General features: G+C 63.0%; 22 protein-coding genes. 18 read left to right on the top strand and 4 right to left on the bottom strand.

Annotated features, from left to right (window positions below):
- Window positions 1–6: 6 nt before the first annotated feature.
- The 14 genes from RS897_RS41055 to RS897_RS40990 all read left to right on the top strand — a co-directional run bounded on the left by RS897_RS41055 (window position 7) and on the right by RS897_RS40990 (window position 17,094).
- Complete coding sequence (locus RS897_RS41055; RefSeq protein ID WP_315834357.1) at window positions 7–1,089, top strand: ABC transporter substrate-binding protein; 1,083 nt, start codon at window positions 7–9, stop codon at window positions 1,087–1,089.
- A 155-nt stretch (window positions 1,090–1,244) separates the two neighbouring features.
- Window positions 1,245–2,645 (top strand): 2-hydroxycarboxylate transporter family protein, encoded by a 1,401-nt coding sequence (locus RS897_RS41050; protein WP_315834356.1) that lies wholly within the window; start codon window positions 1,245–1,247, stop codon window positions 2,643–2,645.
- Between the two features lie 74 nt (window positions 2,646–2,719).
- Window positions 2,720–4,045, top strand: a complete 1,326-nt coding sequence (locus RS897_RS41045; protein WP_315834355.1) for an MFS transporter — start codon at window positions 2,720–2,722, stop codon at window positions 4,043–4,045.
- Between the two features lie 60 nt (window positions 4,046–4,105).
- Window positions 4,106–5,149, top strand: coding sequence for an isocitrate/isopropylmalate dehydrogenase family protein (locus RS897_RS41040; protein WP_315834354.1), 1,044 nt, complete (start codon window positions 4,106–4,108; stop codon window positions 5,147–5,149).
- Window positions 5,150–5,202: 53 nt separating this feature from the next.
- On the top strand, window positions 5,203–6,855 hold the full coding sequence (locus RS897_RS41035) for an acetolactate synthase large subunit (protein ID WP_315834353.1): 1,653 nt from the start codon (window positions 5,203–5,205) through the stop codon (window positions 6,853–6,855).
- Window positions 6,856–6,883: 28 nt separating this feature from the next.
- Window positions 6,884–8,266, top strand: a complete 1,383-nt coding sequence (locus RS897_RS41030) for an aldehyde dehydrogenase family protein (RefSeq protein WP_315838915.1) — start codon at window positions 6,884–6,886, stop codon at window positions 8,264–8,266.
- 42 nt (window positions 8,267–8,308) lie between these two features.
- Window positions 8,309–9,499 (top strand): iron-containing alcohol dehydrogenase, encoded by a 1,191-nt coding sequence (locus RS897_RS41025; protein ID WP_315834352.1) that lies wholly within the window; start codon window positions 8,309–8,311, stop codon window positions 9,497–9,499.
- Complete coding sequence (locus RS897_RS41020) at window positions 9,496–10,158, top strand: poly(R)-hydroxyalkanoic acid synthase subunit PhaE (RefSeq protein ID WP_315834351.1); 663 nt, start codon at window positions 9,496–9,498, stop codon at window positions 10,156–10,158. The genes RS897_RS41025 and RS897_RS41020 overlap by 4 nt, the downstream gene beginning before the upstream one ends.
- Window positions 10,155–11,252 (top strand): class III poly(R)-hydroxyalkanoic acid synthase subunit PhaC, encoded by a 1,098-nt coding sequence (gene phaC, locus RS897_RS41015; RefSeq protein ID WP_407654395.1) that lies wholly within the window; start codon window positions 10,155–10,157, stop codon window positions 11,250–11,252. Before RS897_RS41020 ends, phaC begins: the two co-directional genes overlap by 4 nt.
- Before the next feature lie 10 nt (window positions 11,253–11,262).
- On the top strand, window positions 11,263–13,209 hold the full coding sequence (locus RS897_RS41010) for an acyl CoA:acetate/3-ketoacid CoA transferase (protein ID WP_315838913.1): 1,947 nt from the start codon (window positions 11,263–11,265) through the stop codon (window positions 13,207–13,209).
- 10 nt (window positions 13,210–13,219) lie between these two features.
- The gene (locus tag RS897_RS41005; protein ID WP_315834350.1) at window positions 13,220–14,146 is read left to right on the top strand and encodes an alpha/beta fold hydrolase; all 927 of its coding nucleotides are present in this window, start codon (window positions 13,220–13,222) and stop codon (window positions 14,144–14,146) included.
- Window positions 14,147–14,383: 237 nt separating this feature from the next.
- Complete coding sequence (locus tag RS897_RS41000; protein ID WP_315834349.1) at window positions 14,384–14,965, top strand: adenylate kinase; 582 nt, start codon at window positions 14,384–14,386, stop codon at window positions 14,963–14,965.
- Between the two features lie 316 nt (window positions 14,966–15,281).
- Window positions 15,282–15,800 carry a flavin reductase family protein gene (locus RS897_RS40995; protein WP_315834348.1) on the top strand — a complete coding sequence of 173 codons (519 nt, stop codon included), beginning with the start codon at window positions 15,282–15,284 and terminating at the stop codon, window positions 15,798–15,800.
- Between the two features lie 55 nt (window positions 15,801–15,855).
- Entirely contained in the window at window positions 15,856–17,094 is a 1,239-nt protein-coding gene (locus RS897_RS40990) for an acyl-CoA dehydrogenase family protein (protein ID WP_315834347.1), read from the top strand.
- A 68-nt stretch (window positions 17,095–17,162) separates the two neighbouring features.
- Here RS897_RS40990 and RS897_RS40985 read toward each other — a convergent pair whose 3' ends face one another.
- Both RS897_RS40985 and RS897_RS40980 read right to left on the bottom strand, forming a co-directional pair.
- Window positions 17,163–17,675, bottom strand: coding sequence for a MarR family winged helix-turn-helix transcriptional regulator (locus tag RS897_RS40985; RefSeq protein WP_315834346.1), 513 nt, complete (start codon window positions 17,673–17,675; stop codon window positions 17,163–17,165).
- A gap of 94 nt (window positions 17,676–17,769) precedes the next feature.
- Window positions 17,770–18,537, bottom strand: a complete 768-nt coding sequence (locus RS897_RS40980; RefSeq protein WP_315834345.1) for an IclR family transcriptional regulator — start codon at window positions 18,535–18,537, stop codon at window positions 17,770–17,772.
- A 164-nt stretch (window positions 18,538–18,701) separates the two neighbouring features.
- Between RS897_RS40980 and RS897_RS40975 the strand changes: the two genes are divergently transcribed.
- The 4 genes from RS897_RS40975 (at window position 18,702) to RS897_RS40960 (ending at window position 21,235) form a co-directional block, all read left to right on the top strand.
- Window positions 18,702–19,298: a nuclear transport factor 2 family protein gene (locus RS897_RS40975; protein ID WP_315834344.1), complete on the top strand. Its 597-nt coding sequence runs from the start codon at window positions 18,702–18,704 to the stop codon at window positions 19,296–19,298.
- A 105-nt stretch (window positions 19,299–19,403) separates the two neighbouring features.
- Window positions 19,404–20,771, top strand: coding sequence for an MFS transporter (locus RS897_RS40970; RefSeq protein WP_315834343.1), 1,368 nt, complete (start codon window positions 19,404–19,406; stop codon window positions 20,769–20,771).
- Between the two features lie 54 nt (window positions 20,772–20,825).
- Entirely contained in the window at window positions 20,826–21,050 is a 225-nt protein-coding gene (locus tag RS897_RS40965; RefSeq protein WP_315834342.1) for a hypothetical protein, read from the top strand.
- A complete protein-coding gene (locus RS897_RS40960) occupies window positions 21,047–21,235 on the top strand; it encodes a hypothetical protein (protein WP_315834341.1) in 189 nt (62 codons plus the stop codon). The genes RS897_RS40965 and RS897_RS40960 overlap by 4 nt, the downstream gene beginning before the upstream one ends.
- Before the next feature lie 100 nt (window positions 21,236–21,335).
- Here RS897_RS40960 and RS897_RS40955 read toward each other — a convergent pair whose 3' ends face one another.
- Both RS897_RS40955 and RS897_RS40950 read right to left on the bottom strand, forming a co-directional pair.
- Window positions 21,336–22,784 (bottom strand): PepSY domain-containing protein, encoded by a 1,449-nt coding sequence (locus RS897_RS40955; protein WP_315834340.1) that lies wholly within the window; start codon window positions 22,782–22,784, stop codon window positions 21,336–21,338.
- Window positions 22,785–22,788: 4 nt separating this feature from the next.
- Window positions 22,789–25,068: a TonB-dependent receptor gene (locus RS897_RS40950; protein WP_315834339.1), complete on the bottom strand. Its 2,280-nt coding sequence runs from the start codon at window positions 25,066–25,068 to the stop codon at window positions 22,789–22,791.
- Between the last annotated feature and the right edge of the window lie 28 nt (window positions 25,069–25,096).

Here is a 25,096-nt window from a genome sequence, read left to right as displayed (position 1 = left end):
AGCCTGATGTCGTCCATCGGATCACGGAATCCAGCTGCATTGATGTATCGCACCATCGCCCGCGCCTTCGTTTTCGCCTGCGTGTTCGTGGCAGGCTGCGCGGCGGCTGAAAACGCGAGCGAGTCCGGGGCTGCGGCGAAGGTCGATCTTTTCGTCAAATCGACAACCAACAGTCCCGAGGCCGCGGACCTGATCGCCGGGTTCATGAAACTCAATCCGGACGTCACCGTTCGTTATTCCAAGACCCTGTCGACCAGCCTGTTCGACGGCGTGGCCGGGCCGGCCGACGCGAAAGACCCGATCGATCTGGTCTGGAGCTCGGCGATGGACCTGCAGATCAAGCTCGCCAATGACGGCTTTGCATCGGAATATCGCTCCGCGGAGGCCGACAGCATTCCGGCCTGGGCGCAGTGGAAGGACATCGCTTATGGCATCACCACCGAACCGGTGGTGATGGTCTATAATAAACGGTTGCTGCGCGACGACATGGTGCCGAAGGACCGCGCCGGGCTGCTGCAGGTCCTGACCGATCACCCCGCTGTCTTCCAAGGCCGGATCGCGACTTACGATCCGGAACTCAGCGGAACGGGATTGCTGTTCATCACCCAGGATGTCCGCATCACGCCGCTGACATGGAAGCTCGTGTCCGCGCTCGGGCGGGCCGGCGTGAAACTCTATACGTCGTCCAACCCGATGATCGATCGTGTGATCACAGGTGAATTCGTCCTGGCATACAACGTGCTCGGCGCCTATGCGCTTGAACGTGCCAAGCAGGATCCGGATCTCGGCATCGTCTTTCCCGCCGATTACACCCTGCTGATGTCGCGCATTGCCTTGATTCCCCGCTCCGCGCTGCACCCCGCCGCGGCCCGGCGGTTCATGGATTATCTGCTGTCCCGCGCGGGGCAGGCACAACTGGCCGGGCATTCCCTGAGTTCGGTGCGCACCGATATTCAGCCGGCCGTCCCCGATCGGGTCGCAAAGTCGCTGCGGCCGATTGCACTCAACATCGATCTGTTGACATACCTCGACCGGGCCAAGCGAAACCGGTTTCTGGCGCAATGGAAGAAGACGCTCCAGGGACAATGAGACCTGATAAACTTCGGTTAGCCGGCGCGACAGGTTAGTGACAGGTAAGCCGATCTATCGTGGCGTCTAAATAGAGATGGAAGGGTCAGCATTCCTGCCGTTCAGGCAGCCCGCGCGTGACCGGCCTTCCGCTTAAAAACATCAGGGGAAACGACATGTCGGCACATGATGCGGGCGCAATCCCGACACGGGCGGGTGATCTTCAATCGACTCCGGATTCTCTTGACAAGCCGTCGTCGCGGTTCTGGCCGGAGCGGTGGTGGAAGCTGGTGGACTTCCGCGTCGGAATCATCCCCCTCCCGATCTATATTGTTCTGGTCATTCTCGTTGCCACGCTGGTCTTGACCGGCGAGGTCAAGTCCGACGGCCCGACCATGATCGCGGTCCTGGTGCTGGGCGGCTTCACCTGTGCCGAGATCGGCAAACGCACTCCGATCCTGCGCAGCATCGGCGCCGGTGCGATCTTTGCGACCTTCATTCCCTCGGCGCTGGCCTATTATCATTTGATCCCAGCCCAGATCGAACGTTCGATCGTCGACTTCACCAAGGCCACCAACTTCCTCTATCTCTTCATCGCCTCGATTATCGTCGGCAGCATTTTCGCGATGGATCGCGACGTGCTGATCAAGGGTTTTGTCAAGATTTTCGCGCCGCTGGTGATTGGCTCGATCGCCGCCGCCATTGTCGGCACCGCCGTCGGTACCGCACTCGGGCTCGGCACCCATCACACCTTCTTCTACGTGGTGGTACCGATCATGGCCGGCGGGGTCGGCGAGGGCGCCATCCCGCTGTCGATCGGCTACGCAGCCTTGACCGGCGTGCCCCAGGGCGAGGTGTTCGCCCAGGTCCTGCCCCCGGTGATGCTCGGCAGCCTGACCGCGATCCTGCTCTCCGGCTTGCTGAATTTCGTCGGCAAAAAGTATCCCCATCTCACCGGTGAAGGGCGGCTGCAGCCGCTCAAGGAGGGCGAGATCGACATCCAGGCGGTGCGTGAGGAAGACGGCAAGGAACAAGGCGTCGGCCATGTCGGCGTGTCGGTGATCGCGGCCGCCGGGCTCACGGCGATCACGCTCTATCTGCTCGGTGTGATCTGTCACCATCTGTTCGGGCTGCCGGCGCCGGTGGCCATGCTGTTTCTGGCGGTGCTGGCCAAACTGACCCGCGCGGTCTCGCCGCAATTACAGCAGGGCGGTCTTGTGGTGTTCGATTTCGTGCGCACCACCATGACCTATCCGCTGCTGTTCGCGATCGGCGTCGCTTTGACGCCGTGGGACAAGCTGGTGGCGGCGTTTCATATCGCCAACATCATCACCATTGTCTCGACGGTCGTGACCATCATGGTGACCGGCTTCTTCGTCGGTCGCTTCATGGGCATGTATCCGATCGAGACCGCGATCGTGAACGCCTGCCACAGCGGGCAGGGCGGCACCGGTGACGTCGCGATCCTGACCGCCGCCAACCGCATGCAGCTGATGCCGTTCGCCCAGATCGCGACCCGTATCGGAGGCGCCATCACGGTCACCGCCGTGCTGATCATCCTCGGCTACTTCAGATGACCCCCTGACGCCGGCGGACGGATCTCGCGATCCGCCTCCTGGCGTTCTCAAACTTCTTCGAGGATTTGCAGATCATGGCAACCCTTGCCACAGCGGAAACGTCGCCCCTGGAAGTCGAAACCATGCGGCGGGTGACCTGGCGCATCATTCCGTTCCTGATGCTTTGCTACTTCATCGCGTTTGTCGATCGCGTCAATGCGGGCTTCGCCGCGCTGCAGATGAACCATGACATCGGCTTGTCCGCCGCCGCGTTCGGGCTCGGCGGCGGCCTGTTCTACATCACCTATGTGCTGTGCGAGGTGCCGAGCAATCTGGCAATGGCCAAGGTGGGCGCGCGGCTCTGGATCGCGCGGATCATGATCTCTTGGGGCATTGTCGCGGCCTGCATGGCGCTCGTGGTCGGTCCTTATTCGTTTTATGCTGTTCGCCTGCTGCTGGGCGCTGCGGAAGCGGGCTTCTTCCCTGGCGTGATTCTGTACCTGACCTACTGGTTCCCAGCGAAGTATCGTGGCCGCATCGTCGCGCTGTTCATGGTAGCGATCCCGCTCTCGAGCTTTTTCGGCTCGCCAATTTCGGCGGCGCTGCTGCAGCTCGATGGTGCGCTCGGTTTTCATGGCTGGCAGTGGATGTTCGTGCTGGAGGCTATTCCGGCCATCATCCTGGGCGTGATCTCGTTCTTTTACCTCGCCGACGGGCCGGCGAGCGCGCGCTGGCTGAGCGATCCCCAACGGCAATGGCTGGCGAGCCGTCTCGCCGACGAGAATTCATCGCCCAAGGCGACGGCGAAGCATCTGTCGCTCTGGCAGGTGATGTCCAACAAATACGTGCTGGCAGCATCGCTGATCTATGCGGGTGCGTCCGGCGCCAGCCAATGCCTGTCATTGTGGCAGCCGCAGATCATCAAGTCGTTCGGCCTGACCAACATGCAGACGGGATTGCTGAACTCCATTCCGTTCGGCGTCGCATCGGTGCTGATGATCCTGTGGGGACGCAGTTCCGACCGGTCGCAGGAACGCCGCTGGCATACGGCGTTGCCGTTGTTTCTGCTCGCCGGCAGCCTCGCTGTCGCGCCGCTGGTCGACTCGCTGTCCGCGACTATCCTTGTGCTCTGCGTCGCGGTCACCGCGACCTACATCGTCAAGGGCCCGTTCTGGGCGCTGGCGACGGAATGGATGTCGGCAGGCGTCGCCGCGGCGGCGATCGCCCAGGTCAATGCGATCGGAAATCTTGGCGGGTTCTTCGGCAGCTACCTCCTCGGCGCCATCAAGGACGCCACGGGCAGCTACGCGCTGGGCCTGCTGCCGCTCGCCGGGCTGTCGGCTGCCGGATGCATTCTTGTGATGCTGCTCGGTCGCGGCCAGCGGCGGGAGCCTGCCGCAAGTCTGGAAGCCGTCCATTGAACGTTCACGCAACTTAAGTCCCGCAAACGATTATCGTCCAGCCACGGAGAGATTGCCGCCATGGTCTTCGCAAACATCGAGAACAAAATCCCGGCAACGCTGATTCCCGGCGATGGCATCGGCCCGGAAATCATGGACGCGGTCGTCCGCATCCTCGACGTGCTCGGTGCGCCATTCGCCTGGGATGTGCAGCAGGGCGGCTTGGCCGGAATCAAGAGCGCCGGCGATCCGTTGCCTGGAGCGCTGATCGACAGCATCCGCCGCACACAACTTGCGCTGAAGGGACCGCTGACCACGCCCGTGGGCGGCGGATTCCGCTCGGTGAACGTGCGGCTGCGTGAGGAATTTCATCTGTATGCCAATCTGCGCCCGGTCCGCACCATGATTCCGGGCCAGCGTTACGACGATATCGACCTGGTTCTGATCCGCGAGAATCTCGAAGGCCTCTATGTGGCGTTCGAGCATTACATCGAAGTCGGCGACGATCCGCATGCGGTGGCGATTTCGTCGGGGGTCAACACCCGCGCCGGGGCCAAGCGCATCATTCGTTATGCGTTTGAATACGCCCTGAGCCATGGGCGCAAGAAAGTCACTGTCGTGCACAAGGCCAACGTGCTGAAGGCGCTCACCGGCATTTTCCTCGAAGTCGGGCGCGAGATGGCGAAAGAATACGAGGGGCGGGTCGTAATGGACGACCGGATCGTCGATGCCTGCGCCATGCAGTTGGTGATGAATCCCTGGCAGTTCGACGTCATCGTCACCACCAATCTGTTCGGCGATATCCTGTCCGACCAGATGTCGGGGCTGGTCGGCGGCCTCGGCATGGCGCCCGGCGCGAACATCGGCGAGAAGGCCGCGATCTTCGAGGCGGTTCATGGCTCGGCACCCGACATCGCGGGCAAGGGCATTGCCAACCCGCTCGCCTTGCTGTTGGCTACCTGTCTGATGCTGAAACATGTCGACAGGGCCGATCTCGCCGCACGACTGCAGACCGCCGTCGACCAGACCCTGAAAGTCGACGGCGTGCGCACCGGTGATATCGGCGGCAAGGCAAGCACCAACGATTTCGCGGCCGCCATCATCAAGCGGCTGGCGAACGGATGACGACACTTATTCCAATTCACCGATCGATGACGACCTAGCAAGAGGACTTCAGAATGACCAAGGGCTCCGATCTGCTCGTTGCAGCGCTGGAAAATGAAGGCGTCGACCGCATCTTCGGCGTGCCGGGGGAGGAAAATCTCGACGTCGTCGAATCGCTGCGCAACTCCAAGATCGAGCTGGTGCTGACGCGCCACGAGCAGGCCGCTGCGTTCATGGCAGCCACCCATGGCCGGCTCACCGGCAAGCCCGGCGTCTGCATTTCAACGCTTGGCCCCGGCGCGCTGAATTTTTCCACTGGCGCTGCCTATGCCCATCTCGGCGCCATGCCGATGCTGATGATCACCGGCCAGAAGGCGATCATGAGCAGCCGCCAGGCGCGTTTCCAGATCGTCGACGTCATCGCGTCGATGAAGCCGCTGACCAAACTGTCGCGGCAGATCGTCAGCGCTGCCAGCATTCCCACCCTGGTGCGCGACGCGTTCCGGGTGGCGATGGAAGAGCGCCCGGGTCCGGTGCATCTGGAACTGCCGGAGGATATCGCCGGTGAGGAGGTGGCGGACGTGCCGATGGTACCGATCCATCCGATCGAGATTCCGGTGGCCCACCGCGCCGCGCTCGATCGCGCCGCCGAGATGATCATGCGCGCCGAGCGTCCCCTGATCATGCTTGGCGCCGCCGCCAGCCGTCCGCGCTCGACGTTCGGGCTGGCCGGCTTCGTGCGCCGCACCGGCATTCCGTTTTTCACCACGCAAATGGGCAAGGGCACCGTGCCCGGTGGCACCAATCTCTACATGGGCACCGCGGCGCTGTCGGAGCGCGACTATGTGCATGAGGCGGTCGACAAGGCCGATCTCATCATCGCTATCGGCCATGACACCATCGAGAAGCCGCCCTTCATCATGGGGCCGAACGGACCGAAGGTGATCCATGTCAGCTACACCCCGGCGAACGTGGAGCAGGTGTATTTTCCGGATGCCGAAGTGGTCGGCGATGTCGGACCCAGCCTGGAGTTGCTGGCCGACCGTGTCGAGGGCAAGCTGCCACGCGCCGGCGCGCTGCTGTCGCTGCGCGACGGCATCCTGAGCCGGATCGCCGATCGCAACACCGAGGACCGCTGGCCGCCGACGCCGCAGCGGCTGGTGCACGATGTGCGCCAGGTCATTCCCAGTGATGGCATCGTCGCGCTTGACAACGGCATGTACAAGATTTGGTTCGCGCGCAACTACCGCACCTTCGTCGCCAACACGCTGCTGCTCGACAACGCGCTCGCTACCATGGGCGCCGGGCTGCCTTCGGCAATGATGGCGGCGATGCTCTATCCCAAGCGCCGCGTCATGGCGGTGTGCGGCGATGGCGGGTTCATGATGAACAGCCAGGAGATGGAGACGGCCGTCCGACTCAAGCTGAACCTGGTCGTGCTGATCCTCGACGACAGCGCCTACGGCATGATCCGCTGGAAGCAGGCAGTGGATAATTTCCCGGACTTCGGCCTTACCTTCGGCAACCCGGATTTTGTCAAGTATGCGGAGTCCTACGGGGCCAAGGGGGCACGGGTCGAGAAGCTGGACGACTTCATCCCGACGCTGGAGAATGCGTTCAACAGCGGCGGCGTTCATCTGATCGCGGTGCCGATCGACTATTCCGAGAATATGCGCGTCCTTGTCGATGAGCTGCGTGCCCGCTTGCCCGTAGCACCCGGGACTTGAGCGGATCGTCGGTTCGGAGGGCTGAGTGATGCTGACGGTCGTGCGTGCCTTCGACAGATCACCTGTCACCGAAATTGCCACCGATGACGCCGCCGCGCTCGAACTGAAATTGAGCGCGGCCGAGCGTGCGTTCCGCAATCGCGGCGGCTGGTTGAAGCCGTTCCAGCGCATTGAGATCCTGCGCCGGCTGGCGGAGCTGGTGCGAGAGCGACGCGACCATTTTAGTCATTTGATTGCGGAGGAGGGCGGCAAGCCCATCACCGACGCGCGCGTCGAAGTGGACCGCGCCATTGACGGTGTCGGCAACGCTGCCGATGAATTGCGCAATTTCAGCGGCCGCGAAATTCCGATGGCGCTGACCGCGGCGAGCGACGGCCGGTGGGCCTTCACCACCAAGGAGCCGATCGGCGTCGTTTTCGCCATTTCGGCGTTCAACCATCCGCTCAATCTGATTGTTCATCAGGTCGCGCCTGCGATCGCGGTGGGATGCCCGGTCATTGTCAAGCCGGCCTCCGCGACGCCGTTGTGCTGCCTGGAGTTCGTCAAGCTTGTCCGGGAGGCGGGGCTGCCGGAGCCCTGGTGCCAGAGTTTCGTGCCCGCGCAGGTCGACCTGGCGGAACGTCTGGCGACGGACCCGCGTGTTTCGTTCCTCAGTTTCATCGGGTCGGGCAAGGTCGGCTGGCGGCTGCACAGCATGCTGGCGCCCGGCACGCGGTCCGCGCTGGAGCATGGTGGCGCCGCACCGGCCATTGTCGATCGCAGTGCCGATATCGAGCGGATCGTGCCGCTGCTGGTCAAGGGCGGCTATTACCATGCAGGACAGGTGTGCGTGTCGACCCAGCGCATCTTTGTTCACGAGGATATCGAGAGCCAGTTTGTCGAGCGTTTTGCCGCGGCGGTGAAAGCTCTGCATGTCGGCGATCCGCAATCTCCGCAGACAGATGTCGGTCCGCTGATCCAGCCGCGGGAAGCGGATCGGGTCGCGTCCTGGATCAGCGAAGCCGTGGCCGGCGACGCGCAACTGGTTGTCGGCGGCGAACGGCTCTCGCAGACGACGCTGGCCCCCGCGATCCTGCGTGGCCCGAGCCTGGATGCGAAGGTGTCACGGGAAGAGGTGTTTGGTCCGCTGACCTGCGTTTACAAATTCAGGGAGCTGGATCAGGCCATCGAGATTGCCAACAGCCTGCCGGTGGCATTCCAGGCCAGCATCTTCTCGCAAGACATCGATCAGGCGCTGCGTGCGGCGGAGCGGCTTGCCGGATCCGCGGTGATGATCAACGACCATACGGCCTTCCGGGTGGACTGGATGCCGTTCGCCGGTCATCGGCAGTCGGGTTATGGCATCGGCGGCATTCCCTTCACGATGAGAGAAATGAGCCAGGAGAAGATGATTGTTTTGCGACGGCATTGACCGGCTCGCCTACGTTGTCAGACCACAGCAGGATCACGCATCATGACGCCTTTCACCTTCCAGTCGCCGTCCAACATTCTGTTTGAAGCCGGCGCTTCGCGCAAAATCGCCGACCTCGTCCAGCAGTATGGCGCTGAACGCGTCATGCTGGTGACCGACAAGGGCGTGCGCGCCGCCGGACTGACCAGGGACGCCGAAGCCGCTATCACCGCAGCCGGGATTTCGCTGACGGTGTTCGAAGATGTGGTGGCTGATCCGCCATCGCATGTCATCGAGACCGCGGTTGGGCAGTGCCGGGACAACAAGGTCGACCTCGTGGTCTCGATCGGTGGTGGCAGCGCACTCGACACCGCCAAACTCGTGGCTTATCTGGCCAAGACGCCGGACCGGCTTGACGACATTTATGGTGTCGGCCTCGCCAAGGGCCAGCGGCTGCCGCTGATCCTGGCGCCGACCACCGCGGGCACCGGTTCGGAAGTCACGCCCATCGCTATCGTCACCACGCCGACGACAGAGAAGAAGGGCGTGGTCTCGCCGAAACTGATTCCGGATTGGGCGGTGCTCGATCCGGAGTTGACCCTGGGGCTGCCGGCCAATGTCACCGCCGCCACCGGCATTGATGCCATGGTGCATGCCATCGAAGCCTACACCAGTAAGGTCAAGAAGAACCCGATGTCCGACCAGTTGGCGCGCCAGGCGCTGACGTTGCTGGCGGCCAATGTGCGGCAGGTCTGCCGTAACGGCCGGGATATCGAGGCCCGCTCGCAGATGCTGCTGGGGTCGATGCTGGCGGGAATGGCCTTCGCCAACTCTCCCGTCGCCGCGGTACATGCACTGGCCTATCCGATCGGCGCCATTTTCCATGTGCCGCACGGATTGTCGAACGCGCTGGTGCTGCCGCATGTGCTGCAGTTCAACCTGCCGGCGGCGGAGGCGCTTTATGCGGAGCTGGCCGAGCTCGTTAAACCCGGGTCGGGCGCCACCTCGCAGGCCGACCGCGCGCGGGTCTTCATTGATGAGATGGTCTCGATCGGCCGTGACTGCCATGTGCCGGTGTCGCTCGCCGCCGTCGGCATCGGCCAGGACGATCTGAAGAAGCTGGCGGAAGACGCGATGAAACAGACCCGGCTGCTGGTCAACAACCCGCGGCCTCTCACCTATGACGACGCTTACGCCATCTATAGCGCCGCTTATGACGAGCGCAGCAACCGTTCCGTGCGGGCGGTCCCATGAGCGAGGGCGACGACCGCATTGACGCCATCGCGCAGACCACCGCGCAGTGGGGCGAATTCTGGAAATCGATGGCCGGAGCCTCGACCCAGATGGGCGACGCCTGGTCGAAATCGGTGCTGCCGTTCATCATGACCCGCGCGGCGGAAAGCCGCTCCGGCGCCGGCAATGACCTGGGCGAGGCGATCGAGCGCCTGGCGCAGGGGCCGCGGCTCGCCGACGTGATGGATTTCGACCGCAAGCTCGCCGGCACCTTCGCGGCCTGGAGCGAGATGCAGCGCAAGCTCGCCGCTTACAATGTGATCGCCTCGCGTCCCTGGATACGCGCGGCCGAGCAGTACGCGGCATCGGGCGCCAAGGGCGGGGAACCCGCCGATGGCTGGCGCGACCGCCTCGGCGCCTGGAATGCCCTTGCCAATGACGAGATGATCCGCAACCAGCGCTCGGATGATTTTCTCAGCGCCCAGAAAGAACTACTGCAGTCCGCGACCGAATTTCGCGCACGGCAAACCGAGATCAACGAAACCATCGCCAGGATTTTCGGACTGCCGACCCAGAGCGACTTCGACGACGTCACGCGTCAGCTCACCGAGTTGCGGCGCGAAGTGCGGGCTTTGGCACGCCGGGTCGACGCGAACAGCGAGAAGGGAGCCGCATCGTGAGCAACGAGGGGACGGTGGAGCGCAGCGCGCGCGAATTTTCCGAATTCGCCGACAAGATGCTGAAGGCGACCAAACTGTTGTCCGAGATCAAGGACGAGGATGTCGATGTCGGCGCCACGCCCAAGAAGCTGGTGATGCGCCGCGACAAGGTGGAGCTGTTTCGTTACGAGCCGATCGCGCCGCAGGCGGTCAAAACGCCGGTGCTGGTCGCCTACGGCCTGATCGGTCGCTACACCATGGCGGACCTGCAGCCGGATCGCTCGCTGGTGCGCAGCCTGCTGTCGCAGGGGCTCGATCTGTGGCTGGTCGATTGGGGCCAGCCGAACCGGACCGAGCGCTGGCTTACCATCGACGATTATGTCGACGACTATATCCATGCGGCGGTGGAGCGGGTGTGCCGCGAGACCGGCCATGACAAGATCACGCTGCTCGGCATCTGCGAGGGCGGCGTGTTCATGACATGTTATGCGGCACTGCATCCCGACAAGGTCAAAAATCTCGTTCTCACCATCACGCCGATCGACTTTCATGCCGATCGCGACGATCCGGCAATCCACCATGGCTTCCTTAATGTCTGGACCCGGAGCCTCAGCAGCGCCGATGTCGACAAGCTGGTGGACACCTATGGCGGGCTTCCCGGCGAGTTCATGAGCTCGGTGTTCTCGATGATGACGCCGATGCGGTCGCTGACCAAATACAATGTCGACCTGCTGGATGTCGTCGATGACGAAGCCAAGCTGATGAACTTCCTGCGCATGGAAAAATGGCTCGCCGACCGGCCCGCCCATCCGGGCGAAGCCGCCAAGCAGTGGCTAAAGGATCTCTATCAGGACAACAAGCTGGTCAAGGGCGAGTTTGAGATGTCCGGCCGCCGCGTCGACCTCGGGGCGATTTCGGCCTCGGTACTGAACGTGTACGCGCTCAACGATCACATCATCCCGCCGACTTGCTCCCAGGCGCTGCGCGGTCATGTCGGCGGTGGAGACTATTCCGAAATTCCATTGCCGGGCGGTCATGTCGGCCTGTTCGTCTCCAGCAAGTCACAGGGGGTCTTGAGCAAGGACATTTCCGGGTGGCTGGCAGCGCGGGATTGATATCGCGATGATGAAAAACAAGATCGTTTCGGCCGATGAAGCCGTCGCCATTGTCAGGGATCGCGACACCGTCTGTACGTCCGGCTTTGTCGGTGTGGGGACACCGGACGAACTGCTGATCGCATTGGCCAAACGTTACCGCGAGAATCGCCATCCGGCTGCGCTGACGCTGATGTTTGCGGCCGCGCCGGGCGATTCCAAGGAGCGGGGGCTCAATCGCCTGGCCCAGGACGGCATGCTGAAACGCGTGATCGGCGGCCATTGGGCGCTGGTGCCGAAACTCGGCGAACTCGCGCTCTCCAATCGCATCGAGGCCTACAATCTGCCGCTCGGCTGCATCTCGCATTTGTACCGCAGCATCGCCGCACGCGGTCCCGGCACCATTTCCAAGGTGGGCTTGCGCACGTTCGTCGATCCGCGGCTGGAGGGTGGCAAGCTGAATGAAGCGACCACCGAAGATCTGGTCGAGCTGCTGCAGATCAATGGCGAGGAATGGCTGCGTTACAAGGCGTTCCCGATCAATGTCGCGCTGCTGCGCGGCACCACCGCCGATCCCGCCGGCAATATCACCATGGAGCGGGAAGCGCTGACCCTGGATAATCTCGCCATGGCGATGGCGGCGAAGAATTCCGGCGGCTTTGTCATCGTCCAGGTGGAGCGGATCGCAGCCGCCAATTCCCTGAATCCCCGCGAGGTGCAGATCCCCGGCATCCTGGTCGACTGCGTCGTGGTGGCTGAGCCCGAGAACCATGTGCAGACCTATGGCACCGGATACAGCCATGCTTTTTCGGGGCGGCAGCGGGTGCCGATGGATCGCGTTCAGCCGCTCGAGTTGGACGAACGCAAGGTCATTGCACGCCGCTGCGCGTTCGAGCTGCCGCCCGGCGGGGTGATCAATCTCGGCATAGGCATGCCGGAAAGCGTTGCCGCGGTCGCGACCGAAGAGCATATGCTGAAATACCTGACCCTGACTGCGGAGCCGGGCATCATCGGCGGCATGCCGCAAGGCGGCCTGAATTTCGGCACCGCGCTCAATCCGGATGCGGTGATTCACCAGAACCAGCAGTTCGATTTCTATGATGGCGGCGGGCTCGATCTAGCCTGCCTGGGCATGGCGCAGTCGGACGCCGCCGGCAATGTCAATGTCAGCCGCTTCGGGCCACGGCTCGCAGGCGCTGGCGGTTTCATCAATATTTCCCAAAGCGCCAAGAAACTGGTATTCGCCGGCACCTTTACCTGCGGCGGCCTGAAAATCGCGATCGAAGACGGCGCCGTTCACATTCTGCGCGAAGGCTCCTCGAAGAAGTTCATCGACAAGGTGGAGCAGGTAACATTCAGCGGCGATTACGCGGCCGAGATCGGCCAGCCGGTGTACTACGTCACGGAGCGCTGCGTGTTGCAACGGACGCCCGCCGGCGTCGAACTGATCGAGGTCGCGCCGGGGATCGATATCGAGCGGGATATTCTGGGGCAGATGGACTTCAAGCCGTTGATTCGCAACGTGCGGCCCATGGATGCGCGCATCTTCCGCGACGGCCCGATGGGCCTGATGCATGCCCTGCTGGGCCGCAGCCTGGCTGACCGACTGAGCTACGATACCGAGCGCAACACCATGTTCGTCAATTTCGAAGGCTTCGAGGTCAAGACCTTCGATGACGTCGACCTGGTGCGGCGCGAGGTCGAGCGTCTGTGCCAGAGCGTCGGCAAGCCGGTGGCACTGGTCGCCAACTATGACGGCTTCTACCTCGACCCGATTGTCAGCGACACGTATTTCTCCATGATCGCCTATCTGGAGAAGCGCTATTACAGCTCGGCGTCGCGCTACACCACCAGCGCTTTCATGCGCCTGAAGCTGGGCGAAGGCCTGGCTGATCGTCATGTCGCGCCGCATATTTTCGAAACCCAAGCCGAGGCCCAGGGTTTCGCCGATGCCCATCGGCGGGCCATCCCCGCCTGACGAGAGAGCGATGAGTCAAGACGCTGATACTGCTATGAGTGTGGCTGTGCGTGCAATCGACCCTGAAACTCCCGCCCCGGCGCACCGCGTCGGCAGGCTGCATGGTCTATCGCCCAAAGGTTTTCACGATCTCGCCTACACCGACTGGGGGCCGCTCGATGATGCCAGGCCGATCATCTGTGTCCACGGCCTGACCCGGCAGGGGCGGGACTTCGATTATCTCGCCCGGAGCCTGGCGGCCGCCGGGCGGCGCGTGATCTGTCCGGATCTGCCGGGGCGTGGCCGCAGCGGCTGGCTTGCCAATTCCGACGATTATGCGCTGCCGCAATATTGCGCGGATATGAATGCGCTGATCGCTCGCCTTGGCGTCAGCGAGGTGGATTGGGTCGGCACGTCGCTGGGCGGGATGATCGGCATGATCATGGCCGGCTTCTCCGGCAGCATGGTGCGCAGGCTGGTGATCAATGACATCGGCCCGTATGTGTCGGCGACCGGACTGAAGCGGATCGGTCAATACATCGGCAGCATGCCGTCGTCGTTCGCCACCATTGACGAGGCGGAAGCTTATTTGCGGAACGTGCTGGCGCCCTATGGCGCGCTCGCTGACGCGCACTGGCGCCATCTCGCCGAGCATAGCGTGTTGCGGGACGACGGGGAGCAGCGTTACCGGATGTTGTGCGACCCGGCGATCGCCACGGCATTCCGCTCGACCTGGTTCTATCCGCTCAATCTGTGGAACTACTGGGAAGCGGTCGGCGGGTCGGTGCTGGTGCTGCACGGCGCGCATTCGGATCTGCTCTCGTTCGATCTGACCCAGGAAATGAAGAAGCGCAACCGGCACACCAGTGTGTTCAGCTTCGACGATTGCGGCCATGTGCCGCCGCTGATGGCGGCGGATCAGATCGATGTGGTGACGCGGTTCCTTCTCAGGGACTAGTACCGCCGATCTGAAGTCCCTGCACCACTTGCTGCAAACTCGTCCCAGGGACTTCAGATCGAGAAGCGGCACTAGAATCATAGATTTGCTAGTGCCCCTGATGCATCCGAAGTTCGTGTCAGAGAGTGCTGCGATGTATCACGAGCTTCGGATGCGGGGCACTAGGACTGATGCATTGCGTCCACGGCGCGATGGCATAGGCTGACATCGGGACAATCGGTTCGAGGGGAGAACAGGATGCGGATCGTATTGCTGGGGCCGCCGGGGGCGGGGAAAGGAACTCAGGCGGAGCGGTTGTCCGAGCGGTTCGCCATTCCCCAATTGTCGACCGGCGACATGCTGCGCGCCGCGGTCGCCGCCGGCACGCCGATCGGCCACAAGGCGGATGACATCATGAAGCGGGGCGAGCTTGTTCCCGATGACGTCGTCGTGGCCGTGATTGTCGAGCGGATCGAGCAGCCCGATGCGGCGGATGGATTCATCCTCGACGGTTTCCCGCGCACGGTGGGACGGGCCGAGGCGCTTGACGGCGTTCTGGCGATCAATGCTCACGAGCTACACCGCGTACTGGAGATCAAGGTCGATGAGAAGGTGTTGCTCGATCGCGTGCTGCGGCGTGCGGCCGAAGCGAAGGCCAATGGTCTTCCGGTCAGAAAGGACGACACCCAGGACGCGCTCAGCGTCCGCCTGACCGCTTATGGCGATCAGACGCGCCCCTTGATTGACTACTACAGCAACAGGGGGCTGCTCACGAGTGTCGATGGCTTGCAGTCGATCGATCTCGTCACCGCAGCCTTGGTCGAGGCGATCGGCGCCTGACGCTGGTATCGACCATCCGTAGCCAGGGTGAGCGAAGCGAACCCCCGGACCCTTTGAACGCTGCTCCCGCATGTCGCTTCGCGCATGCTGGCTACAGACCGAGTCCTGTCGTCCTGATGCCAAGCGCCTTCGAGCCTTGAGCGGTCTTTCACGCTGCGTCCTGTCTCCTTAAATCTTTTGATTTTGCAAGTAATTGCAACGGGTTGAGGTCGCCGCCGCGGCGTGGCCGCGCGCGGCTGTCTCAAGCCACGCTTGACAATTATTTGCATTTGCAAATAATATTCAAACACAAGAACGACGATGTCGGGGGAAAATCATGGCGATCGTGCCCGAAGTTCAGGACGTCAGCACCGCCTTCAAGACGGCCATGCGCCGCGTGCCCGCCGCCGTCACCGTGATCACATCGGCGGAAGGAACGCTGCGGCACGGCATGACCGTCACCGCCGTTACCTCGCTGTCGATGGACCCGCCGTCCCTCATCGTCTGTCTCAATCGCAAGACGCTGCTTCATGACATTCTGCTGCTGGCCAGGGGTTTCTGCGTAAACGTCCTGCGCAGTGAGCAGGTGAATTTGTCGGCAGCATTCAGCGGGGGCATGCCACCCGATCAGCGTTTTCGCGTGGGGGCGTGGGACATTTCGACCGACGGGATAACGTTCCTGACCAACGCGCAGGCGAACATGTTCTGCCGGAAAGTCGCAGCCATTCCGTTCGGATCGCATTCGATTTTTATCGGAGAGGTGGAGCGGGTGCATGCCCGTGACCCGATCGATCCGCTGATCTATCAGGACGCTGCTTATTGTTCGTCGATCCCGGTCGACAGCTCGGCGGTCTGAGAATCCGGCGTCTCGGCGAAAAATCTCGAAACAACAACAGTCACGGAGGACCCCCATGGCGGCATCAGCAAGGATTGCGCGAAACGAGAGCATCAGCGATTCTCTGTCGCGGCCGACTCTCGGGGAATTGAAGCAGCGGCTGGCCGACATCGCGCCCGCGATCAAGGCGCACGCACGGTCGACGGAAATGCTGCAGCGGGTTCCCGACGACAATATCGCGTTGCTGCGCGGCATCGGTTATTTCGAGATCGTCAGGCCGCGCAGCTTCGGCGGCTATGAGCATGATTTCGACGTGCTCGTCGACCTCAATATCGAACTCGCAAAGGCATGCGCGTCCACAGCCTGGGTCGGAGGACTGCTGTCCGCGCACCAGTGGCTGGTGGCCGCCTTTCCCAGCCAGGCGCAGCACGATGTCTGGGACCAAAATCCGAACGCTTTGGTGTGCGGGTCCTACGCTCCGGCCGCGAAAGCATCGATTGCCGAGGGAGGCTATGTCATCTCCGGCCGATGGTCGTTTGCCAGCGGATGCGAAAATGCGGACTGGGGCTTGTGTGCGGCATTGCTGCCGGCCGAGACCGAAGGTGCTGCGATGGTACCGGCATTCCTGCTGGTTCCGGCCGCGCAGTACGCGGTTTTGGACTCCTGGGATGTCGTCGGGCTCGCTGGGACCGGCAGCAAGACGTTGCAGCTCGAGAATGTGTTCGTGCCGGTGCATCGCAGTCTGACCTTTCCGCAGACGACGTCGGGCCAGACCCCCGGAGCCGCGCTTTACGCAGAAAATCCTTCGTTCGCGATACCGATGTTGTGCGCCATCCCGTCATGCCTCGCGTCGGTTGCGGTGGGGACCTCGGCCGGGGCGCTTGATGATTATCTCGCCGTGACCAGCCGCCGGGTCACCCGCGGCGCGGTGGCCGGCAGCAACAACCGCATGGCAGAATTTCCGACCATTCAGCTGCGGGTGGCGGATGCTGCGGCCTGCACCGATGCGGCGCGCGAAATCCTGCTGCGCGATCTCCGCGATCGCACGGCGACGGTTCATGATCGGACGGAGGTCACAATCGAGGATCGCATCAAGAGCCGCCGCGGGCAGGCCTTTGCGGTGTCGCTCGCTATCCGGGCCAGCGAGGCCTTGAACGCGTCGACCGGAGGCTTGGGGCTTGACTTGAGCAATCCCGTTCAGAGGGCCTGGCGCGATGCTAATGCCGTCGGGCGGCACATCAGCATGAACTGGGACGCCGTCGGGACCATGTATGGCCAGCAGGCTCTCGGTTTGACTCCGCTCGGTCAATACTGATCGGCTGCATTGGCGTGCTGTGCTGTGATGCACAGCGAAGTTAGGGAAGGGGCTGGGTTGAAGGCGCATCAGGCCCGGGTTTTGGCTTTGCGACGCGCGGGCTTTTTCTTCACCTCAGTCTGTTGCCGGGCTGTGTATTCGGCGTCGAAGGTCTGGATGTTGGTGAACAGCCGCACCAGCATCTTCCGGAGGCGCTTCTGGTCGGCCTCGCCGAGGCCTTGTGTTGCGACGTCTTCGTAGTGGCGGGCGATCGGAATGATCCGTTCGGTGATGGCGCGCCCTTTTTCGGTCAGGCTTACGCTCAAGGCGCGGCCATCCACGCCGGATCGGCGCCGCGCCACGAACTGCCGCCGCTGCAGGTTCAGGAGAAGGCGTGACAGGGTGGAGAAATCGATGCTGGTGCGCTCGGCAAGGTCGCCCAGGCGCTGGTCGCCACTTTCCCACAAGGCGACCATGACGCGCCACATCGGAAGGGTGACGCCGAGCGGCTCGATGTCACGTGCGAAGGACAATCCGATTTTGACGCCAGCGCGATTGAGCAGATAGGGGAGAAAGTTCGCAAGATCAAAAATATCTGTCATGGCAACCATCGCGCGATGTAGTTTTCAGTAGCTCGGAAAGCACAACGCTAGCAAGCGGATCTACCTTGACTGACGGAGCGGTGGCTGTCGGTCGTCACGTCCGTGACGCGAGCATCTGGCCGAGCGCCGCGGCCACGATGGCGAGCTGGCGGCGGAAGACGGCTTCCCGCTCGTCGTTGAACCGGACCGTGGGGACGGCGAGGTTCAGCGCACCGAAAAAGCGGCCGTTATGCTCGACTGCGGTGGCCATGCCGGTGATGCCGGGCGTGAACTCCTCGCGCGAGTGGGCGAAACCGGTTTGCCGGACGATCGCGAGATCTTCGCGCAGCCCTCGTTTGGATGTGATGGTCTGCGGCGTAACCGCTTCGAACTTCAGGTCCTTGAGATAGGCATCGAACTCGCCGGGCGACATGCGTGACAGCGTGATCTTGCCGCTGGAAACCGCATAGAGCGGCGCACGCTCCCCAACCTTCATGGTGTAGGCCAGCGCCTGGCTGCTGGTGGTGGAGGCGATGGTTTCGACCGTGTTGCCGTCCCCGACATAGAATCCGGCTGTTTCGTTCAATTCGTTGGTCAGCTGCTTGAGGAACGGCGCGACCAGCGTCGCCAGCGGTGGCCCCGAGATTTTCTTCGCCAGCTGGCGCACGTGATCGCCGACCCGGTAGCGGTCGGTCACGGAATCTTGTTCGAGGTAGCCGCGCCCCAGCAGGTTGTTCAGCAAATGAAACAGGCTGCTGCGCGGAATGCGTAAATCCACCAGCATTTGTGAGAACGACGGCGGCTCGGCCGCGTCCGCAACGTATTCGAGAATGTCGAACGCGCGGTCCGCAGACTTGACAGATGAGGTGGGGTCAAGTTTCATAAGAACTACCAGTTTTCATACTAAAACCTATCCCAACAACGCGTGCTTGTCGAGAGGTTTCTTCAGAGGCCGCGCGGTCGGGTTGAACGGGGCAGGTATTCCATCGATGCGGCGTTGAAGCGCGAGCTTTGAACTGCCGGCAGCGACAAAGAGAGGAAACACATATGAACGACTCGCATCTGCTGGATCGGCTTGCGATCCGCGACCTCGTCGAGAACTGGGCGGTGTGGCGCGACGCTGGTGACTGGGAGCGCTTCGCCACGGTGTGGCATGAGGACGGCTGGATGTCGGCCACCTGGTTTCAGGGCTCGGCAACGGACTTCATTCGCGTTACCCAGGAGGGCTGGGCCAAGGGTGTCAGTATCCTGCATTTCCTTGGTGGCACCAGCATCGATCTCACCGACACCAGGGCCATCGCGCAAACCAAGATGACCATCTCCCAGCGTGGGCCGGTCCATGGCATCGAATGCGATGTGGTCTGCACCGGCCGGTTCTACGATTTCCTCGAGAAGCGCAGCGGCAAATGGGGGCTGGTGCGCCGCCAGCCGATTTATGAAAAGGATCGCATCGATCCGGTCGATCCCGCGGCTGTGCTCAAACTCGACCAGGACAAGCTCGCGCAATATCCGGTCGGCTATCGGCATCTCGCTTACATCCAGGAAGAGATCGGTTATCGCGTCAAGCGCGACATGCCGGGGCTCAGGAACGCCGAAGTCGAGACGCTGTACGCAGAAGGACGGGCGTGGCTCGCGCCGGCCTGACGGACGCCGTCGCCGATCTCATTCATCCGCTAATTCATGATCCGACCCGGGGCCTCAACCCCGGGCGATCGATCGCCGCTGTCCGCGGCCAACCGAGGATACGCCATGCCTGCCGTTCAATCCGCCACGCTCGATGTCCAGCACTTCATCGATGAGCGTCCGGTCTCGCCGTTCCAATGGCTGACGCTCGCGCTCTGCTTCCTGGTGGCGTTCCTCGACGGCTTCGACACCGCGGCCGTCGGCTTTGTGGCACCGGCGCTGAGCAAGGCGTGGCAATTACCGCCGCCGGATCTCAAGCAGCTGCTCACCGTCGGCTTCTTCGGGCTCGCGGTCGGCGCGCTGGTGGCTGGCCCCCTGGCCGATCGTGTCGGCCGCAAATGGGTGCTGATCGCTGCGCTGGCCTTCTTCGGCGTGTTCAGCCTGGTTTCGGCGGTGGCCACCGGCCTCACCGAACTCACCGTGCTTCGTTTCCTCACCGGCATCGGCCTCGGCGCGGCCATGCCGAACGCGACCACGCTCACCGCCGAATATTGCCCGGCTCGCCGGCGCTCACTGCTGATCACGCTGATGTTCTCCGGATTCACCCTGGGTTCGGCGGGCGGCGGCTTTGTCGCCGCGGCAATGATCCCGCATTTCGGCTGGCCGAGCGTGTTCGTCACCGGCGGCGTCGCACCGCTGCTGCTGGCACTGGTGCTCGCCGTCGCGCTGCCGGAATCGATCCAGTATCTGGTTGCCCGCGGCACCGGCCGGCGTGACGCGATCGCGACGATCGTGCGGCGCATCGATCCGTCCCTGCGGATCGGCGACAATACCCGCTTCGTCAACGGTGGAGCCCGGACCAGCGAGCGTCCGTCGCTTGGTGTGTTGTTCGACAACGGCCTCGGTTTCGGCACTATCGCAGTCTGGGTCACCTTCTTCATGGGCCTGATTGTCATTTATCTCCTGACCAGCTGGCTGCCGACCCTGATCACATCGGCTGGCCTTCCCATCGAGCAGGCGGTGGTGATCGGCGCCATGTTTCAGCTCGGCGGCACCATCGGCGCGCTGGTCGTCAGCTGGTGCATGGATCGCACCAACGCGCATGTGTCGATCGCGGTGTCCTATCTGCTCGGGGCCGTGATGCTGGTCGTGATCGCGCAGGTCTCGGCCAATCTCGTGGTCCTCAGCGCCGCGGTGTTCATGGCGGGCTTCTTTATGAGCGGATCGCAGACCTCGATGTCACCGCTGGCGGCGGGTTTCTATCCGACCGTCGGTCGCGCCACCGGCGTGAGCTGGATGCTTGGCATCGGCCGCTTCGGCGCCATCCTCGGTGCGTTCATGGGCGGCATCCTGCTCAGCTTGGGCTGGGGTTTCCAGCTCATCATCGGCGTCCTGGCGGTGCCGGCGACGATCGCAGCGCTCGCGGTGCTGCTGAAGATGCGTCATTATCATGCCTCGATATCTGCGGAGCCGGTGCTGCGAGCTGCCGATTGACGGTTTCAGCGGGCGAGATGAGAGTGGTTCCCGTTGCGGTGGGAGTGACGGCGCATGGCGTTCGCAATCAAGGCCGAGATTGACGATCCACGGGCGAAGGCGTTTGTATTCATCGCGCAAAAGACCATGTATGGGGGCAAGGATATCTCGGAAGGCGACACGATTTTTGTGTTCGCCAGCGAGAATGAGGGTGGGCAGGGCCTCATCGCGCGCGGCTTGTCACATCAGTGGAAGCGGTCACGAAGAAACGCGGCGTTATCAGGCAGACGCCGCGCGTGAGCGTCTCCATCAAACGCACCGCGCTTGCAAAACGGCCACTGGGACGCGCCGACCTCAAGCCTCTCACCGACTGGGGCGATGGCCGGCCCGGCACCGAACTCAATTTCAAATTCTATCGCCAGGCGACCAACAAGATCGTCGGTATCTCGGATGATGCGGCGACGTTCCTCGGAAAATTCTTTTGACGCGTAGCCCGGGTGAGCGTAGCGAGACCCGGGATCACCGCGAGGACCGTCCCGCATTTCGCTTTCGCTCATGCGGGCTACGACGGCCGTGTCGTGGTCGCTAACGCACCAGATGCCGCCAGCCGATCACGATACCGCTGACCGACGTGATCAGCCCGATCAGCGACAGCAGCCACACCACCGCATCCCAAGCTGGGCGATATTGCAGCAGCAAAGCAAAATCGAGGCTGTGCAGCGCGTTGAACAGCCAGCGATAGGTCCGGCGGCTGTCATCGGTGCGGCCGAGGATGTCTCCGGTCCGTGGATCGATGTGGAACCAGGTGTGAGCGTCATCGTCGAAGCCAACTCGTAACGCCGGGAAGAGACGAGCCTGATGATGCGAATACCAGTAGGCGTCGGGTTGCGTGAGTCGCTGGCGCAGGTTGATCACGGCCTCTGGAAGCAACCGTTTCGCCGTGTCGACGATCTCATCGTCGGAGAGCGATATCGCGGCGCCCGTGACCGGATCGGCGACGGTCCGGCGGCTGTCGCCATCGGTCAGCACCATCAACGGTCGGCCACCGAGCCAGACAAATCGTGCTTCCACTGCACCGGGTCGTGGTCTGGATTGAAAGTTCGCAACAATGTGCGGCGTCTCGTTGCCGGCATAGCGCACCAAAGCGTCGCGCGGCGTGGCGCGTCCGGAAAAGGACTCGCCGGGATTGACCGACAGCCAGCCGCTGAACATCCAGGTCAGCAGGAAGATGCCGCCGATCAGCCCGGCGATGTGATGCCAGGCCATCCAGCCGCGATAGGGCGTCACCGCGCCGCCGGCATAGCGGCGGCGCAGCCGCATTCGCAGGATGCCGATCCAGAAGCCGGTCACCGCCGCCACCATGCAGGTCCCGGAGACCCAGAGCACCACCTGCCGCCAGGCGGCGCCGTCCTTGCGCAGCACGGTGGGATAGATCCAGTGCGGGATCGATCCCAGCCAGTTCCACACCCGCTCGGTCCGCGTGGTGTCGAGCGCGATCTCGCCGGTGCGCGACGAGACATAGAGTTGTGTTCCCTCACGGTTGCCGAGCGCGATCAGATAGAGCGGCCGCAGCGGGTCATAACGTGCGGTCACGGACCACTGGTCGCGCTCGACCGTCTCCACCATTTGTGGAGCTATCGCGCCGGGATGAAATCGCGCTACGGCAAGGGCGCGTTCCGGCGCGATGCTGTCGATCACCTGGCCATCGACCGCCGACACGGTCTTGCGCACGCCGTCCCAGCCCAGCAACCGATAGACCGGCGTGTCATTGAGCATGGCGAGGCGAAGATCGCGGGGGTAGGTCTTGAGCCCCGCGACCGCCATCGCCCGATCCGGCGTCACCTGCACCTTGTCCCAGGCGATCGGCGGCAACGCCGCCCAGCGCTCGCTGTCGGTGAGGCCGGGGAACGCCACGTACATCATCACGACGCCGGAGACGAACCACATCGCGAACAACAGGCAGGTGCCGATGCCGATCCAGCGGTGGGTGATGTACAGCCACCGCCGGGCCTGTCGGATCAGCCTGCGCCGCATCGTCTCAGAACTTCACATTGACGGAGAGCTCCGCCGTGCGCGGCATGCCGAGCATCCACTGATCGGTATTGCCCGACGTCACATAGACCTTGTCGAATAGATTGTAGAGACGCAGCGCCACCGTGGTGTTGGCATCGGGCTTCCAGCGCAGGCCCGCATTGACAACGGCGTAGCTGGGGATGGCGAGCGTGTTGGCGCTGTCTGCATAGGTCTTGCCGACAATCTGCACGCCGCCGTTGACCGACCAGTTCGGTGCGAAGTCCCATGTCGCCCAGATATTCGACAACTGCTGCGGAACGTTGGTCGGAACGTTGCCGGCATAATTGACCAGCACGCCGCCGACCGACTGGGGATTGTCGTCATACTTCGCGCGCAACAGCGCCAGGTTGGCGTCGAGCCGCCAGCCGTAGTCCAGCACCAGGCCGAGCGAGGCCTCGATGCCGCGCGACGATTGCTGTCCAATCTGCTGAACTTTGTTCGGACTGATCGGATCGGCAGCGAGCAGGTTGTTCTTGACGATCTCATAGCCGGCCAGCGTCCACTCGCCACGCCCGTTCCAGAACGACTGTTTGACGCCGACCTCGATCTGTTTGCCGGTGGTCAGAGTGAAGTTCTTCTGCGCAGCGCTCGTCGTGATCAGGGTGCCGACCGGATCGGTGCCGACGGTGTATTGGCCGTAGAACGCGAGATCCTTGATCGGGGTGTAGACCACGCCGGTCCGCCAGCTCGTGCCCGACAGCGCGGTCTCGAAGCTGTTTGCCGGATTGCGGTAGTCGGTGCGGTTGATGGTTGGCTGATCGAAGTTCACCCCGCTGATCACCGTGAGCTGATCGGACAGCGTCAGCCGGTCCTCTGCGAACACCGAATACTGGTTAGTGACGGAACGGAAGCCGAGAGCGGTTGGGCTGGTGGTGTCGAAGAATGATCCTGGATTGAAACTATAGAGATCGACCGACGACGCACCGGCATAGGGCGAGTTGTTGGTGTGAGTGAAGGCAATCCGGTTGACGTCGAAGCCGACCACGGTTTCGTTCTTGAAGCCGAACAGGTGGCCGCGGATGGTGGCATCCATTCGGTTGCCGACCTGGGTCTGATCGTGCAGGATCTCGATATAGTCACTGCGATCGATCTTCCCGGTGGCTGGATTGAATGAATAAGATTCGATATCGCGCCAGTGCCGGCGGGTGGTCAGGGTGTACATCGTGTTGCGCACCGTGACGCTGTCGTTGACATCCCACTCGGTCTTGAACTGGGTCCAGTTGTCCTGATAGCGGATGCGGCTGTCGAGTGCATTGTAGTTCTTGAACCGTAGTGAGTCGTCCAACGTGCCGTTGATCAGCGGCGCACCGAAATAGCGCGACGGCCTGCGGTCGGCGTAGTCGTTGGAGAAGGTGAAGGCGAGGTTGTCCGCCGCCTGCAGCCGCACCGCGGCGGAGATCGCGAGGTTCGAGGTCTTGTCGCGGTCGACCCAGCCGTCGGACATATTGCCGGTGGCGGCCAGGCGATAGCTGACGTTGGGGCTGATCGGGCCGCCGCTGTCCACCGACAGTCGCCGCGTCAGATTGGTGTCCAGCGACAGCTCGGCTTCGTTGCGCTGGACATCGAGCGGCTTCTTCGGGACCACGTTGATGACGCCGCCGATCGCGCCCTGGCCATACAGCACCGACGCCGGGCCGCGCAGCACGTCGATGCGTTCTGCCGACCAGGTGTCGTATGGGAAGGTGATGGTGCCGGCCCCCGGATAGAAACGGGTGCCGTCATAAAGCGTCATCACCGAGTTGGCGCCCGAGAAGCCGCGAGAAGTGAAGGAGATACCGCCGTTACCCGGCTGCGGAGTCGCAGTAATGCCGGTGGCGTTCTGGGTCACCGCGTCGAGTACGTTGTGCTGGCCTCGCTCGCTGATGGTCTGCGCGCTGATACTCTCGACGCTGGCCGGCGTTTGCAGTGGCGTCAGGTTGAGCCGGCTGCCAGTCGCGGTGCGTTGCGTCAGGTCGAGCGCCGGCTTGGCCGCGGCTGCTTGTAGTGACGTCGTGGGGGGAGAGGTGCCGCCGGCTGAACGGGCCGCCTGCCGCGAAGCGACGGCAGCGGCACGCCCGCGTGTGTTGCTGGCCCGCGCCGGCTTGTTGCGGGCGGCGGGTGCCGGAGAGATCTCGATCGGGTCGAGCGAGCCGGGCCGCGTGGCGGTCTGACTCCGGCCGTCTGATGGCATCAGCATGGAAGATAAGGTGAGGGAGCACAGCAGGCCGGCGCTTCGTCTCAGCGCGGCATAGGAACGCGGGATCATCAGGCAACTCGCGGTTACGTGGCACGTC

The sequence above is a fragment of the Bradyrhizobium prioriisuperbiae genome, from assembly GCF_032397745.1.
Classification (GTDB): domain Bacteria; phylum Pseudomonadota; class Alphaproteobacteria; order Rhizobiales; family Xanthobacteraceae; genus Bradyrhizobium_A; species Bradyrhizobium_A prioriisuperbiae.
This window is presented reverse-complemented; position numbering and strand designations above follow the sequence as displayed.